Raw genomic sequence first — 15,595 nt, 5'->3', positions numbered from 1 at the left:
GCTTAATGGACAGACGCTTGTTAATTGTAATGGCTACCTTAATGACAACATTTATTGGCTTCGGGATTATTATCCCGGTCATGCCCGAAATTATTAAAGCAGCAGATCCGCTTGGCGCTGAGGCGCATACGGGTTTGATGCTCGCGGTGTATTCGGCCGTATCGTTTGTGCTGTCGCCAGTTTGGGGAAGCTTGTCTGACCGAATCGGCAGACGGCCTATCATTCTCATTGGCGTACTTGGCTTCGCTTTAAGCTTTGTATTATTCGGCTTGTCGTCGGGCAATTTGACGCTGATGTATTTGTCCCGTGTGCTGGGAGGGTTATTTTCCGGTGCAGTGACTTCGGTTATTGTTGCTTACGTAGCGGATATTACAACGCCCGAGGAGCGCACCAAGGGCATGGGACTGGTTGGCATGTCAATCGGCCTCGGTTTTACGATTGGGCCGGGATTTGGCGGTCTGCTGAGCCTCGTGTCGCTGGAGATGCCGTTTTATGCAGCTTCCATCCTTGCGCTGATTACTTTCATTCTTGCATGGGCCAAGCTCAAGGAATCGCTGACACCGGAGCAGCGCCGCAGCGGGGCGAGCCGCCGAGAGTCGCGCTGGAAAGCATTTACCGGGCCGCTTAAATATTTGTACATACTTGCGTTTTTCGTTACCTTTACACTGGCGGGATTAGAAGCGACCTTGCAGTTTTTCGGCATGAGGCGCTTTGATGTAACGCCGCTGCAGGTTGGGATTTTATTTTTCGTCTGCGGCTTTGTCGGGGCTTTAATTCAAGGTGGTGTCGTGCGCAGAAGGATCAAAGCTGGCGAAGAGGGCAAATACATTGCCATCGGGCTAGTTATATCGAGCATCGGCTTTTTCATGCTGCTCGCTGCGCATTCGCTTTGGTGGGCAACCCTTTCCTTGGCCGTGTTCGGCATCGGCAATGCGCTCATTCGCCCTTGTGTAACGTCATTAATTACCCAGAAGACGACAGTTGGGCAGGGCGTTGCCTCTGGCCTCAGCTCGTCGATGGACAGCCTGGGACGAATTGCTGGGCCGCTGGCGGGAACGTTCCTGTTTACACTGGATTTGAGGCTTCCTTATGTATCCGGAGGCATTCTGTGTCTGGCAGCGCTGCTGCTGCTCGCGCAATTCCGTCAATTGGATAAAAAGAAAGCTGTAGCGCAAGCTTAATATTTCTCGTGTGTTTCAAATATCATCACTTTCTTTGGGGCTGCCTTCGGGCAGCTCTATTTTCTTTTCTGGGGGCAGAAGAAATGGGGAATCTCTATATCTGGGCGGTCTGGCGGGAGAAAAAGGGGCACTCATATGTGACAAAAAAACGATTAGCCCGAAAATCGTCCCGAATAAAATAGTCGCAGAGTACAGGCGATCATGCCGATGCCCCACGACTGTTCGGTGCAGCTTCATTTATTTGCCTTCTTCGTCGGCTGAAGTACCGTAGAGGCCAGGCACCGGAATATCGAGAAGGCGGTAATAAACCCCAAGCTGAGCCCGGTGGTGAACCATATGGCTGAGTCCAAAGGTGCGGAGCGCGATCGCCCGCATAGCTAATTGCCAGTTCAGCAGGTTGACCAGGTGCGTGACGAGCCCTCCGAGTGTCATCGATTTCTCGTGCGGTTTCCACGCCATATGCTCCTCGGGCAAGCGCTCCAGTATTCGGCGTGTATTGGCCAGCTCATGCATGGCGTCTCCGATGATCAGTTGTTTCACCATAAATTAACTCTCCTCCCTTATATAGTGATAGTACTATAAACGCGATGGAGTGGAAAGGCTTGTCTCGGTCGTTTTGGGCATCCGCAATGAATACTTAGAGCTGCTTTTTTTTGAGGATAAAGGGACAGAGTTTTATTTTTTAAAAATAAATATATGGTAATATGAGGATATGATTACAAGGAGAGGAGAAGGTAGGCATATATATGACAAAACATTACGTCCCCGACATCATGGAACAATATGCATCTGTAGACTACTTGCAGAAAAACGTAACCGTTGGCTGGGTGGACAACACTCCTATTTGGGCGTGGCTGCAGGTATTGCCTGTCATGCTGTTTGGAGTAGCTGCATACTACTCGGCAAGGCTGCTGAAAAGCAAGCTATCGAAATGATCAGCGATAGGCTAACACTTACTTTTCAGCCCATCAACTCCCATGTCCGAAATATTTGCTGATCAACAAAAAACCGCTGCACCTTGCAATAGACAAGGGCAGCGGCTTTTAGCATGTGCTATACTTTTATGCGTCTTATTCCTGCACGAGCGAGCGGCGATACAGCGGCAGCAGCGATTCATAGGTTGAGGAAGCAAGCTTCATAAGCGCTTCGCCATCACGCAAAATCGGGTCGTCAGCCGCAATATGCTGACCGATGAGCAGCTCTGACTTCTTCACGTCGCGGAAGCGGATGAGGGCATGCTTCCATTGCTCATCCGACATTTCGCTGACGGCAGCGGATTCCTTTTTCGTATGATCAAGCGAAATGACATAAGAGGAAGGAACCTGCGCGATTACCTCATCAAGCTGATTCAAGTAAGCGGAAGCGATGCGGGATTTATTCGGCGTCTCGTAAATGAGCGCAAACCATATAAATAGATGATCGTCAAAAAGGCCCAGTTGAAAATGAGGATGCGCCTTATAGCCGCGCTTATTATTGCAAATGGCGAGCCAAGTATCCTTAGGCGGATTTACGGAACGGCGGGCATGCTTTGCTACATGCAGAAACATTTCGTCGCCTGCCTGCATGGAAAGCTCGGTGCGCAAGCGCTCGCCAATGGCGTGGAACTTAGGCTGGATTTTTTCCTGGATTCCCGCCATGCGCTCCGCTAATCCCTGAAGCTGAAACACATCGAAGTCCTCTTGTGTAAATCCTGTAAATTCGGTCGTGCTGTTTGCTACTGTATTTATGGTCATATGGTTATCTCTCCTTGCTTGGAATGAATGATAATTTCAAATAAAAAATCGCCATTTGCGTGCGATCCCGCAGCCCCAGCTTGTGAAGCATATCGGAAATATAGTTTTTGATCGTGCCTTCACTTAAAAAAAGCGATGCGGCAATTTCCTTATTGGATTGCCCCTCGGCCACGAGTCGAATAATTTGCTGCTCGGCCTGCGTCAAGCTGTAACGTGCCGCAAGCTCGCTGCTGGTCTGCTCTTCTGAAGAAAGCTCAGTTATTGCAGCTTCTTCTGTTTCTGGCATCGTAATCATGCCCGCCAGCTTGCGGGCGATATCGGGATGAATGAGCAGCGAGCCTTCATGTACGGTTTTAATGCCGTTAATAATGCGGCTTGGCGGTACGTTCTTCAGCAAATAGCCGCCAGCGCCGCAGCGGATCGCCTGCACAATATAATCGTCATCATCGAAGGTGGTCAGGATGAGGACGGCAGGAGGCTGCTCCTGTGCCCGAATGAGCCGTGTGCCTTCGACGCCATCACAGCCAGGCATGCGAATATCCATCAGCACGACGTCAACCTTCGTTGATTGCACGAATTCAGCGGCCGCCTTGCCGTCGGCGCATACCCCCGCAACGTGGAGCTCCGGGTCAAGCTGCAAAATAACCTGCATGCTTTCCCGAATGAACGGGTCGTCATCTACAATCAATACCGTAATCATGGCAGCGGCTTCCTCCTATCCTTTCACAAATGCTTGTCGCTCGCCTGCATCATTAGCAGCACTGCCGCCTAGCAGCGGGAGCTCAGTCGTCACGCTGAAGCCAACCTCCGACTGCCAGGACAGCTTTCCGCCGATTAATGAAATGCGCTCCCGCATGCCGCGCATGCCAAGCCCTGCTGTTATGGCCCCTTCGGGCACAGCCCCATTGTTGGCTATCGTTAGGGCTACGGTGTTCGGCTGAAAAAGCAGCGTTACCTTTACCCTTGTAGCGCCGCCATGGCGAACCGCATTCGTAATGGCTTCCTGCGCATTTTTGAACAAAATAAATTCCATGCTTGGATAGAGGGGGCGCGGATTTCCCTGCACCTCAAAGGCGACTGCGATGCCGAGCGCTTCGCCGGAATCTGTAACGAGTCGGTCCAGCGCATATTGCCTCGAGTCTCCTTCGCTAGGCACTGCGAGCCTGCGCACCGTTTGGCGCATCCGCTCCATGCTGTCCTGCAGCTGGTCGCGAATTTGCCCGACCGTCGCCTGCGCGCGGGCAGGGTCTGCCTGGAACAGATGCAGCGCGGCCTCGGACATCATTTTCACCCGAATCAAGCGATGCCCGAGATCGTCATGAATGTCCCGCGCAATGCGATTGCGCTCTTCAGTCTGCGCGTACTGCTCAATCTGCGAGGCGTAGCTCTGCATGCGGCGCCTTGCGGCTTCCAGTTCCTCATGGCTTTGCGCAAGTGCTGCATACAGCGTCTCCACTTGGCTGCGCTTGTCCTCTACCTGCTGGGCAGCCTGCAGCACCGCCGCAATCGTCAGCCACAGCAGCAGCATAGCAGCCATCATGCCCGGCGCTTGTTCGTGCATGGCGATCCAGAGGCATGCCCCTCCAGCCAGGGTCCATAATGCGGCCATGCCAGCTGAGGGCTTCGTGCTTAAGGCTGCTATTAAAGTAGAGAAGGGGAGCAGAAACAAGACGCCGCCAAAATGATAGGCGAACGATCCGAAGCCAAGCAGCTCTATCAACAAAATCAACGCCGTGTATTTCGGAAACAGCGAACCTAGTTTAATGAGGGACAAAGCTATCAGTACGCCGATCGTATAAAAGGCATAGCTTGCAGCTGAAATCGAGAATACGCTGATGACTGCGGGTCCAGCAATTAATAGGCCTCGAAACCAGTGAAATGGTACGTTCATATCGGATTAGCTCCCGCAGCGCATTAGGCTTTTATCGTCCTAAGGCGTTTTTTCATTTTAATTTATATCGTTTCATTATAGCATAATCCGCCAAAAACCGGCTGTATACAGCCGGAGCCAATGATATGACTTTCGTCACCTTCATTTTGTGACTTTGTAGAGCTGTATGCTCGTGAGGCGGCGTTTTATAATGGACACAAGATGATAAACGTGGAGGATGAGCGCTTGATGAGCCTAGTAACATTTAAAGATGTCGTTAAAAAATATGACAGCACCATTACCGTCAACCATTTGACTTTTGATATTGGCGAAGGCGAAATATTTGGACTGCTTGGGCCTAATGGAGCGGGGAAAAGCACCTCCATCCATATGCTGTCGGGGCTGCTGCCATTGAGTAGCGGGGAAATTACCGTTGGCGGATATTCCATCCGCAAGCAGCCGCTGGACGTTAAGCGCCTCATTGGCTTGGTGCCGCAGGAGCTGGCGATTTACGACATGCTGACCGCTTGGGAAAATGTAGCTTTTTTCGCAAAATTGTATGGACTCAGAGGCAAGCTGCTGAAGCAGCGGGTGGAGGAGTCGCTGCAGTTTGTCGGGCTGCTGGAGCGGGCAAAAGACAAGCCGTCAACGTTTTCAGGCGGCATGAAGCGGAGACTGAACATTGCTTGCGCGATTACCCATCGCCCGAAGCTTATTATTATGGATGAGCCGACGGTCGGCATCGACCCGCAGTCCCGCAATCATATATTGGAGTCGGTGCGCGAGCTTAACCGTCTGGGTTCGGCCATTATATACACGAGCCATTACATGGAGGAAGTGGATGCGATTTGCTCGCGAATTGGCATTGTCGATAAAGGCAAGCTTATTGCCTGCGGCAGCAAGGAGCAGCTCAGACAGCAGGTCGGGCAGGAGGAGCGCATTATTTTTGAAGTCGATCAGGCCCATCCAGCTGCGGCGAAGGAGATGAGCGAGCATCCGGCCGTCAAGAAGATAGACGAGCAGGACGGCCAGAGAAGGCTTGAGGTTACCGTGAAGGATTCGCCATCTGTCCTTCAGGATTTGCTGTTTATTTTGCAAAAGCACGGCATTTCGCTGCGGCAACTGACCCGCGTCGAACCGAATTTGGAGTCCTTGTTCCTCCAGTTAACCGGCCGCTTGCTTCGCGATGAATAGGGGGCGGAACATGCGGACATGGTGGATTACGTTAACCTATGAATGGATAAAAATAAGCCGAATGCATGCGCTGCTTGTGGTGCTCGCTGGTCTTCCGCTGCTGCTCATCTATTTGCTTGGCAGCGCTTTTGACAGCGAAATCAAACCAGCGAAGGTGGCGGTATACAATGCCGATCAAGGGGCGATGCGCGAAGGTGTAGATGCTTTCTGGCAAGGAGCTGACATCCTCCCATACGTTCGTCCCGCAGCGCTCTCCTCAGAGGCTGAGGTGCGGGAGGCGGTGCAGGATGGAGCAGCCGATTACGGCGTTATCATTCCTGCTAATTATTCCGCCAAGCTTGCAGCGGGAGAAAGCGTAAGCTGGCACACCCTCGACGGTCATGACGGGAGTAAAAATATTGCGGCCCATTCTATCGTTCGTTCGTACCTGTCTCAGGTGAACATGGAGGTGGCGGCCTTCAAGGTGCTTGGGCCTGAAAGCTTATCCGGGCTGGAGAGCCGCCAGACGGATGCAGCTGCACTCGTTAAAGTGCAGACGCTGGGCGGCGGGTCGGACCAATCCTTCGGCTCTGTATCGGCTATCCAATATTATTCTGTCGCTTATTTGGTCATGTTTTTGCAGTATGGCGGCATGACGGGAGCGGTTTCACTGCTGCGGCAAAAAAGAGAAGGAACCTTGCAGCGCTTATATGGCATCCCTGCGTCGTTTAATGGAGTTGTAGCGGGCATCATTAGCGGTGCGGCGCTGCTCGGCGTGATGCAGACGATTATTATTATTGTTTTTACCAAGTATGTTTACGGCGTCGATTGGGGAGGGGCTTACTGGGGAATCGCCCTTATCTCACTGCTGACCATTATCGCGGGCTCTGGACTAGCACTGACGATAGCTTCTTTTGCCAAAACCGTCAAAACGATGCAGACGCTGTTTAACACGATTATTTTCAGCATGACTTTTTTAAGCGGGGGCATGGTTGCGATGATTCAGAACAAGCTCGGCCTTATCAGCAAGCTGAATATTAATTTTTGGGCGAATGCTGCTCTGCGCGGCTTAATGGATGGTTCGAGCCGCGTTCTCGTTTGGCAAAATATCGGTATATTGGCTGCTATAGCCGCCGTTCTTGCTATTTTTGCAATTATTCGCTTGCCTAAGGTGGTGAAGCAGCATGCGTAGCTTGCCAATTGCGATGCAGCTCATTCGCAGAACGATGGGGACGCGCCGGGGCTTTTTTCTAAATGTGCTGCTTCCTGCAATTGCCTTGTCGGTTATCGCTGGCTTGTTCAGCAGCCTGCAAGCGGATAAAGAAATTATTGCGGTCAGCAATGCGGATCGAGGAGCTTTCGGCGCTTATATGCTGAACATTGTGAATCAGGACTCGCTTTATGAGGTGCGCATACAGACGGATTTGACGGGCAAGCAGCTCAGGGAAGCCGTTGCTGCTGGTGACGCGGATGCGGCCATTTTTATTCCTGCCGATTTCACGGAGCGGCTGCTTGCCGGCGAGCAGCCACAGCCGGTGCTGTATCGCTGGACAGAGCAGCTGTGGAATGCCTCGCTGCTAGCCTCGCTTGAGGCTGAGGCTAGCAGCATGGCGGCTTCCGTACAATTGCTGCTAGCAGCCTCTGGCGGTGCTGCTCCTGATGCGGGGAAGCTGAGCGAGCTGCTGGAGCAGCAGGCGAAGCCTGCGGTCAGCGTAGAGCATACTCCGATGAAGCTAGGGGTAGTGGCTGCCAATCCGATTATGATTGGATCGATTTTGCTTTTTCTCATGCTGCTGGTCAGCCAGTCTGTCGGCTTTATAATGGAGGATCGGGAAATGCGGACGATGCAGCGCATGTACACGGCGCCGCTTCGCGCCTTCGATATTGCTCTAGGCAATTATTTGGGCAGCATATTGGTCGGCACCATTCAGCTTGTGCTGGTGCTCTCGCTCACTTATTTTGTATTTGGCTATTCGCCAGGCGTTTCCTTCGGTGCGATGCTTTTAGTATTGGAATGCTTTATGCTGGCGGCAATAGGCGTGATGACGGCTGTGGCGGGGCTCGTGCGAAATGCCCATCAGCTCAGCCAAATCAATTTGCTCATTGTCTCGCCTACCTCGATGATCAGCGGCTGTTTTTTTCCGCTGTCGATGATGCCGGAATTTTTGCAGAAGCTGGCCAATTTCATGCCGCAAAAATGGGCGCTGCAAGCCATTGACCGGCTGAGCACAGGCGCCGGGCTCTTAGACATTGCGCAGCCGATATTGATTTTAATGCTGTTCGCTGTCGTACTGCTTATTTTCGGCGCGGCTGTACTACGCCCAAGCCAGCAATAACGGGGATTCAGCTTCTCTATTGAATCATTTACAATAGTGCATGTACTTGCTCACTGGCGCAGCTTGCTGGTGGGGAGGGCCTGCACTATTTTTGCGTGGAATTATTTAGAGAGCGAAAAGTGAACCTTTTGACTCCGTTAATTGTTAATAGGGTGTACACGGCGAGAGCGAGAGGAGGGAAAGCGGGTTATGACGGAAAGAGAGCTGTTTGAGCAATATAACAAGGACGTCTATAAAACATGCTACTACATGCTCAGAAATGCAGCGGATGCGGAAGATATATGCCAGGAAGTATTCGTGACAGCATTCCGCAAGGAATGGCGGCAGGTGGAGCAGCTTAAAGCTTGGCTGCTGCGCTTGACAGTCAATTGCTGCCTGAATGCAATCCGCCGCTCCAAAAATGGGAGGCTTAAAGAAAGCTTAAGCGAATGGCTGTCTCGCAGACAGCCGGAAACGGTGGAGCAGGTAGTCGAGAAGCGGGAAACGGATCAAGAATACAGCAGGCTTGTGCAGCAACTGCCGCTGAAAATTCGCTCAGTAATAGCGCTGCGCTATATGCAGGAGCAGACGCTGCCAGAAATAGCAGACATTCTAGGTATTCCAGTAGGCACGGTGAAATCGCGGCTGCACAAAGGACTGAAGCTGATGAAGCAGTCGCTGGAAAGCAGTTCGACCCATAATAAACAAGGAGGCCTGTCCTATGAAGCCATCAGAGAACGAAATGATTCAGCGTTTAAAAGAAGTTAAACCGCCAGCCTATCCGGATTTTGAGGCGATGTGGCAGCGGATTGAGCAAGCAGGCGTTGAAGGAGCCATTGGCAGCAAAGGGGCTGCCCTAACAGAGGGTTCTCAGCTGAACGGAGCAGGCTTGCAGCAAGGAAAATCTAGTGCAGCAGCATCCGGGCACGAATCTGTGCGCGTTTTGCGGAAGCCGCGCAGCCTGAAGCGCGGTCTATTTATAGCAGCAGCCGTTGCTTTAGTTGCGGCGACTCCGGTTTTTGCCTATCAAATGGACTGGATTCAGCTGCTGAATGGCAGAAGCGGCATTCAATCGGCATTAGCTCAAGGGATGGGACAAAATATTGAAAAGTCGGCAGTACAGGACGATGCAACGTTTACGATTCATACAGCGGTTGTTGATGACAATCGTACCGTGCTGCTGTACAGCCTCGTTCCACCAGATGGGGAGGACGGTTATTTATCCTTCACAAATATGCATTTGACGGACTCAAACGGTAAAACGATTGATGGCAACTACTCAATGAGAGGCTGGGATGAGGCCAGCCAATCGTACCGCGGTTATTTCGAGACGGAATGGACGCCAGAGCAGTTAGTCGATAAGGTGGATTTTACGGCGTCGGAGGCAAGCTTCATCTCAAACGCGTCTCTTCCCATTGAACTGGACTTAGCAAGCGATGGCATACAAGTTTTTAATTTGGATAAGGATGGAATGGGCAAGCTGGAAGTCCAGCTTTTCAAGCAAAATGGAGACGAGGTTTTGCTATCTTCCGCGCTCAGCTTTACAGATAAAACCGTGTCGGGCTATGCTTACCCAGAGCTGACCGTCAAGAGCGGGGACACGCCGATTAAAACAAGCCGCAGCGGTACATTTGGGAAACCGGGGCCTAATGGTGAATATACGATGCAGCAATATTTTAAACAAAGCGAATTAAAGAGTGGCAATATAACGTATAGCCTAAGCTACGCACGTGAAGAGAATCGTATTGAGGGGGAATGGAATCTCCCGCTTCAGCTCGATAAACAGGCAATGCTAGCCGGTACGATTAAACGTGATGTTCATTTGCCGATTGATTTGCCGCAAGGCAGTTTTAATATTGATCAGGTTGTCATTACACCAACTCAAATTAGGCTTGCTACTAGCCATGAGCAAAAATATATGCAGTATTCCTTCAAAAATTATGAGCTTGATGTGGGAGGAACCATACTGGAAGGCCATTTTTGGGGGAGCGACGACCCGTATACCAATTCTATCCGGTTTGAGCGTCCACAGGGGCTTACTGTTACAGAGCAGACGCCGATTACGCTCATTCAAAGCTATGAGGTAACAGAGCATACGGACAAGGATGCTGTCATTCACCTGAGCAGCATAACCGAAGAGAAGCAGCACATGACAACGGAAGTAGGCGGCTACGAGGTTAAGTGGACCTATTACCGCAAAGGGGCGGATGTGTTCGTCCAAAACGAAAGCGATGACAAGACGTTCGGCGGCGTCAACCAGACGTACCGACTGGAAGGTAAGAAAAGCTTCCCTAGCGAGATATTGACCGCGAATTTCTCTGGCGATGGCATTAACAGCTCGACGGAGGTTTTCCGGAACTACGATGGAGACAATCTTGATTTGCACATGTATTACTATACGACGGATGCGCCAGACAAGGAACTCCGTACGTCTATATTGCCGCAGTAAGCGCGTAGAAGCTGCTGCTCACGCTGACAGCCGCCCCGGTTTAGGGGCGGCTTGTATTATTTTTTTACCCAAAATCCACTTTCGCTTTAAAATTAGTCAATAATCCAAGTTGCCAGAACATAAGATGGAGTATAAGATAGAAATAAGACAAAATTGTCAGAACATTTAGTCAAATTTGTGAAAGGTGTTACGACACTGTTTTGAAGGAGGGATTGCCGTGAATAAGAGCCACGAAGTCGAGTATTGCAATTTGGAGCTGCGATTTGAACGGCGGCAAATCCAAAATCTCATCCGCGATCTCATTCAGGAAGGGTACTCCTTGTATTGGAGCGAAACGGAGGTACAGTTTCTCATCTCGATTCGAACAGGCCGCAAGCTGGTGAAGCTTAAGTTTCAGCGGATGAAGGATAGCTACAAGATGGTGGGAGACTATTTAATCCGGGACGAGAGGTTGTCGGAGCTGCTGGAAAAGCTCATTAATGATTCCAGAGGTCATGCGGTGGTCAAGCGAATGAAGGATCGTCAAATCGTCATTGAGAGCATTATGTTCGGTGAGATTATACGACTTGTGGAGGTGTCCGGTATGGAACATCGGATTATTTATCAGAAGAAGCCGCTTGTGACCATGGAAGAAATGATCAAAGCTTTTCAATCCAAACGAGCAGAGGAGCGCGCCCAGGTGCTGCGCTATGAGCTTGATTACGAGCTGTCCGTTCTGTATGAAGCGCTGGAAGCTGTAGATGAGGCTGCTGTCCTTTCGTCAAAAGCAAAGCTTGGCGAGCTGCGGCTGGAAATGCTGCAACTCGAATTGTAAACGCCGTCTATTTGAGAACAAAGGTTGTACAAAATAGATAAAGCGGGTGTAGCCATTGCGGTTATTCCCGTTTTTTTTTTAATATAGCCCGGATGGCGGCAATGTTTGCTAGTGGAAGGTCGCATTCTGGCGCAATATAAGGTAAACTTTCTAAAGCGGTCAATAAAACTGATGGTGTTTTGATTATATTTTTAAACCCTACTAGTTTTCTTCTCTGCACAAAAGGAGTAAAATAGAGCTATTGTTGACCCAAATACAATAACAAAGGATGGAAGAACCAGATGTCTAAACAGCAAATCGGTGTAATTGGCTTGGCAGTCATGGGCAAAAACTTGGCCCTTAATATTGAAAGCAGAGGCTTTACGGTGTCGGTATTTAACCGCTCCCGCGAGAAAACGGATGACCTGATCCAGGAAGCAGCAGGCAAAAACCTCGTTGCTGCTTATACAGTTGAAGAGTTCGTACAATCGCTTGAAGTTCCGCGCAAAATCCTGATCATGGTACAAGCAGGCGCGGGTACTGATGCTACAATTGACTCCCTGTTGCCGCATCTGGACAAAGGCGACATCATTATCGACGGCGGCAACGCTTATTTCCCTGATACACAGCGCCGCTCCAAAGCGCTTGAAGATAAAGGCATCCGCTTCATCGGCACGGGCGTATCCGGCGGCGAAGAGGGCGCATTGAAAGGCCCTTCCATCATGCCAGGCGGACAAGAGTCAGCTTACAAGCTGGTTGAGCCAATCCTTACAGCTATTTCGGCAAAAGTCGGCGACGACGCTTGCTGCACATACATCGGACCAGACGGCGCAGGCCACTATGTAAAAATGGTGCACAACGGCATTGAGTATGGCGACATGCAGCTGATCTGCGAAGCTTACGACCTGCTCAAAAACGTGCTTGACGTTAGCGTTGAAGAGCTTCACAGCATTTTCAGCGAGTGGAACAAAGGCGAGCTGGACAGCTACCTGATCGAAATTACAACTGACATCTTCTCGAAATACGATGAAGAAACAGGCAAGCCGATGGTTGACGTGATTTTGGACTCCGCTGGTCAAAAAGGTACTGGCAAATGGACAAGCCAAAGCTCGCTTGATTTGGGCGTTCCACTTTCCATCATTACAGAATCCGTATTTACTCGCTTCTTGTCTGCTATGAAGGAAGAGCGCGTAGCAGCTAGCAAAGTGCTGAGCGGTCCTGCAAAACAACCATTCCAAGGCGACAGAGCGGCATTCATCGAATCCGTACGCAAAGCTTTGTTTGCAAGTAAAATTTGCTCGTACGCACAAGGTTTTGCTCAAATGCGTGCAGCTTCCGATGAGTACAACTGGAACCTGCAATACGGCGAAATTGCGAAAATTTTCCGCGGCGGCTGCATTATCCGTGCCCGCTTCCTGCAAAACATTACGGATGCTTACAACCGCGATGCGGATTTGCGCAACCTGCTGCTTGATCCTTACTTCAAGGAAATCGTTGAATCGTACCAAGGCGCATGGCGTGAAGTGGTTTCCGTGGCTGTATCGAACGGTACGCCGGTACCTGCATTCGCAAGCGCGCTTGCTTACTTCGACAGCTACCGTACAGAGCGTCTTCCTGCGAACCTGCTTCAAGCACAACGCGACTACTTCGGTGCTCATACGTTCAAACGTCTGGACAAAGAAGGCACATTCCACTACAACTGGATTCAATCTTAATCGAGCCTTTGCAGAGGAGCGAGCGGCATTATTCGTGCGGCTCGCTCCTTTTTGCTGCGGTTAAACCGTAAGACGCTTCTTTGAGCCAGCTCCGCAAACGATCGGCTTCCTGTTCGGAAGCGCGCCCGCGGTGAATGAGGCTCATGGCCGCTTCTGCAAAGCAATGAAAATTACGCAACAATCGTGGCTGCGACAAACCTGCTAAAGCAGGATCATCGTCAGCCACCTTTTTTTTAATATATTCGAGCATCCAGATGACATCTTCGCGGGAAAGCGGATGAGTGGGGTTTAAAATACGGCTAATACGCAATTCCGCCTTCTGTGCGGCTGAGCATTCACGATCATTGGTCATTACGGCAACCCTCCTACCGTTTGATATAAGCATCATTATCAACGATACGGCAAAATGAACTTTTTTATACCCGATTTGCTGTGAAAAATGATATGATGGTTGAAGAAATTAATAGGATACACTAATTTGATGGGGGCACTAGAGAATGAATCAGGAAGCAGGCCGCCACAGCAAAATTGTGCTGGTAGGCTTTATGGGAACAGGGAAATCGACCGTCAGCCGCCTGCTCGCCGAGCAGCTCGGCTATGCAAGATTCGATACCGATGAGGAAATCGAACGCTCGCAGGGCAAGCGGGTCGCAGAGCTGTTTGCGGAAATTGGGGAAGCGGGCTTTCGTGATTTGGAGAGCGGCATCATTCAAGAGCTGCTAAGCCGCAAGGAGCCGGCCATTATTGCGACGGGTGGAGGCGCTGTTTTGCGTGAAGCCAACCGGGAGGCGATGCTGGGCGGAAGTCTCGTAGTCGCACTCAAGGCAAGCGCCGAGCAGATTATTGCGAGGGTACAGTCCGATTCGTCTAGGCCGCTGCTGCAAGGCGACGTTGCCGCGAATGTGAACCGGATTATGGAGCAGCGCAAGCACGCTTACGATTTTGCACATCTGGTGCTGGATACGACATCGCTCAATGTGCATGCCGTATGCGCAACTATTATACAAACAAGGGAGACAAAATAAATGACAGATGTTTTAGTTACGCCCACACCGACGTTAAACGGGGAAATTCAAGCGCTTTCCTCTAAAAATTATACGACGCGCTACTTGCTGGTCGCTGCGCTTGCTGAAGGCACGAGCACCATTTATTATCCAGCTCACAGTGAGGACAGCGATGCGATGCGCCGCTGTATTCGCGATTTGGGCGCTACGGTAGAAGAAGATGAAGAGAAAATCGTCATTACCGGTTTTGGCCGTAATCCGAAGGATGTCAAGGAACTGGACGTAGGCAATGCAGGAGCTGTGCTGCGTTTCCTGATGGCCATCGCATCGCTGTGCCCGGAAGTGACGTTTGTAAACCGTTATCCGGATTCGCTTGGCAAACGCCCGCACAGTGATTTAATTGATGCGCTCGGGCAAATTGGCGTACAAGTCACCCATAATGAAGGCAAGCTGCCGATTACGATTAAGGGCGGACAAGCGAAAGGCGGCAAAATTCAAGTGTCCGGCGCTGTCAGCTCGCAATTTTTGAGCGCCTTGCTGTTCCTGACTCCGCTGCTTGCAGAAGATAGCGAAATCGAAGTGCTGAATGATTTGAAGTCCAAGGTTGTCGTTGGACAAACGCTGGAGGTGCTGGAGCAAGCGGGCATCGTCATTCATGCAAGCGAGGATTTGATGAGCTACCGCATTCCAGGCGGCCAAAGCTACGAAGCGAAAACCTATATCGTACAAGGAGATTATCCAGGCTCGGCAGCGATTCTTGCGGCTGCGGCAGTGACGCAATCGGATGTTATCGTGCACCGTCTCGCTGAGAAAAGCAAGCAGGGCGAGCGTGCGATCGTAGATGTGCTGCGCATGATGGAAGTGCCGCTCACTCATGACAATGATATCGTTCATGTCAAGGGCAATGGCAAGCTGAAAGCTGTTGAGTTCGACGGCGACCAAGCGACGGATGCGGTGCTGGCGATGGTAGCGGCAGCTGTATTTGCTGAGGGTACCTCGCGTTTCTATGATGTTGAAAATTTGCGGTACAAGGAATGCGACCGGATTACCGACTATTTGAACGAGCTTCGCAAAGCGGGAGCAAATGTAGAAGAGCGTCAAAGCGAAATTATTGTCCACGGACGTCCGGAAGGCGTTGAAGGCGGCGTCGAAATTAATGCGCATTATGACCACCGCGTCATTATGGCTTTGACGATTGTCGGACTGCGCTCGAAGCAGCCGATCCGTATTCGCGACGCGCACCATGTAGCGAAGTCCTACCCGATTTATTTTGACCATTTGAAGGCGCTTGGTGCGAACGTAGAGTGGGTAGAATAAGCTTGCGGAACGAGAAATAAACAGGTTGAATAAGGGAGGAGCGGT

The 15,595-nt window shown here is 50.8% G+C and carries 16 protein-coding genes; 11 read left to right on the top strand and 5 right to left on the bottom strand.

All coding sequences use genetic code 11. From position 1 onward, the window contains the following. The first annotated feature begins 5 nt into the window (after nucleotides 1–5). On the top strand, nucleotides 6–1,181 hold the full coding sequence (locus tag ASF12_RS20645) for an MFS transporter (RefSeq protein ID WP_056038762.1): 1,176 nt from the start codon (nucleotides 6–8) through the stop codon (nucleotides 1,179–1,181). Nucleotides 1,182–1,418: 237 nt separating this feature from the next. Here ASF12_RS20645 and ASF12_RS20635 read toward each other — a convergent pair whose 3' ends face one another. Continuing rightward, nucleotides 1,419–1,724: a DinB family protein gene (locus ASF12_RS20635; RefSeq protein WP_056038755.1), complete on the bottom strand. Its 306-nt coding sequence runs from the start codon at nucleotides 1,722–1,724 to the stop codon at nucleotides 1,419–1,421. Nucleotides 1,725–1,927: 203 nt separating this feature from the next. Here ASF12_RS20635 and ASF12_RS20630 point away from each other — a divergent pair, with 203 nt between their 5' ends. Further along, nucleotides 1,928–2,116: a hypothetical protein gene (locus ASF12_RS20630; protein WP_056038754.1), complete on the top strand. Its 189-nt coding sequence runs from the start codon at nucleotides 1,928–1,930 to the stop codon at nucleotides 2,114–2,116. Nucleotides 2,117–2,251: 135 nt separating this feature from the next. Here the strand turns inward: ASF12_RS20630 and ASF12_RS20625 are convergent, their stop codons facing one another. The 3 genes from ASF12_RS20625 to ASF12_RS20615 are packed head-to-tail and all read right to left on the bottom strand — an operon-like array spanning nucleotide 2,252 to nucleotide 4,805. After that, complete coding sequence (locus ASF12_RS20625; protein ID WP_056038751.1) at nucleotides 2,252–2,914, bottom strand: DUF1054 domain-containing protein; 663 nt, start codon at nucleotides 2,912–2,914, stop codon at nucleotides 2,252–2,254. 4 nt (nucleotides 2,915–2,918) lie between these two features. Further along, a complete protein-coding gene (locus ASF12_RS20620; RefSeq protein WP_056038749.1) occupies nucleotides 2,919–3,614 on the bottom strand; it encodes a response regulator transcription factor in 696 nt (231 codons plus the stop codon). A 15-nt stretch (nucleotides 3,615–3,629) separates the two neighbouring features. Then, entirely contained in the window at nucleotides 3,630–4,805 is a 1,176-nt protein-coding gene (locus ASF12_RS20615; protein ID WP_056038746.1) for a sensor histidine kinase, read from the bottom strand. Nucleotides 4,806–5,033: 228 nt separating this feature from the next. On the opposite strand from ASF12_RS20615, the gene ASF12_RS20610 reads away from it, so the two are divergent. The 7 genes from ASF12_RS20610 (at nucleotide 5,034) to gndA (ending at nucleotide 13,229) form a co-directional block, all read left to right on the top strand. Continuing rightward, nucleotides 5,034–5,978 carry an ABC transporter ATP-binding protein gene (locus ASF12_RS20610; RefSeq protein ID WP_056038743.1) on the top strand — a complete coding sequence of 315 codons (945 nt, stop codon included), beginning with the start codon at nucleotides 5,034–5,036 and terminating at the stop codon, nucleotides 5,976–5,978. 10 nt (nucleotides 5,979–5,988) lie between these two features. Beyond that, nucleotides 5,989–7,149, top strand: a complete 1,161-nt coding sequence (locus ASF12_RS20605; RefSeq protein ID WP_056038740.1) for an ABC transporter permease — start codon at nucleotides 5,989–5,991, stop codon at nucleotides 7,147–7,149. After that, the gene (locus tag ASF12_RS20600; RefSeq protein ID WP_056038738.1) at nucleotides 7,142–8,293 is read left to right on the top strand and encodes an ABC transporter permease; all 1,152 of its coding nucleotides are present in this window, start codon (nucleotides 7,142–7,144) and stop codon (nucleotides 8,291–8,293) included. The genes ASF12_RS20605 and ASF12_RS20600 overlap by 8 nt, the downstream gene beginning before the upstream one ends. Nucleotides 8,294–8,482: 189 nt before the next feature. Further along, a complete protein-coding gene (locus ASF12_RS20595; protein WP_056038733.1) occupies nucleotides 8,483–9,040 on the top strand; it encodes an RNA polymerase sigma factor in 558 nt (185 codons plus the stop codon). Further along, nucleotides 8,994–10,721: a DUF4179 domain-containing protein gene (locus ASF12_RS20590; RefSeq protein ID WP_056038730.1), complete on the top strand. Its 1,728-nt coding sequence runs from the start codon at nucleotides 8,994–8,996 to the stop codon at nucleotides 10,719–10,721. Before ASF12_RS20595 ends, ASF12_RS20590 begins: the two co-directional genes overlap by 47 nt. Nucleotides 10,722–10,938: 217 nt before the next feature. After that, complete coding sequence (locus ASF12_RS20585) at nucleotides 10,939–11,535, top strand: hypothetical protein (protein ID WP_056038727.1); 597 nt, start codon at nucleotides 10,939–10,941, stop codon at nucleotides 11,533–11,535. Nucleotides 11,536–11,816: 281 nt separating this feature from the next. Further along, on the top strand, nucleotides 11,817–13,229 hold the full coding sequence (gndA, locus tag ASF12_RS20580) for an NADP-dependent phosphogluconate dehydrogenase (RefSeq protein WP_056038723.1): 1,413 nt from the start codon (nucleotides 11,817–11,819) through the stop codon (nucleotides 13,227–13,229). 28 nt (nucleotides 13,230–13,257) lie between these two features. Here gndA and ASF12_RS20575 read toward each other — a convergent pair whose 3' ends face one another. Continuing rightward, nucleotides 13,258–13,581 carry a hypothetical protein gene (locus tag ASF12_RS20575; RefSeq protein ID WP_056038721.1) on the bottom strand — a complete coding sequence of 108 codons (324 nt, stop codon included), beginning with the start codon at nucleotides 13,579–13,581 and terminating at the stop codon, nucleotides 13,258–13,260. 145 nt (nucleotides 13,582–13,726) lie between these two features. On the opposite strand from ASF12_RS20575, the gene ASF12_RS20570 reads away from it, so the two are divergent. Next, nucleotides 13,727–14,254: a shikimate kinase gene (locus tag ASF12_RS20570; protein ID WP_056038717.1), complete on the top strand. Its 528-nt coding sequence runs from the start codon at nucleotides 13,727–13,729 to the stop codon at nucleotides 14,252–14,254. Then, the gene (gene aroA, locus ASF12_RS20565; RefSeq protein ID WP_056038715.1) at nucleotides 14,255–15,550 is read left to right on the top strand and encodes a 3-phosphoshikimate 1-carboxyvinyltransferase; all 1,296 of its coding nucleotides are present in this window, start codon (nucleotides 14,255–14,257) and stop codon (nucleotides 15,548–15,550) included. Nucleotides 15,551–15,595 lie beyond the last annotated feature (45 nt).

The organism is Paenibacillus sp. Leaf72 (genome assembly GCF_001422685.1).
Classification (GTDB): domain Bacteria; phylum Bacillota; class Bacilli; order Paenibacillales; family Paenibacillaceae; genus Pristimantibacillus.
This window is presented reverse-complemented; position numbering and strand designations above follow the sequence as displayed.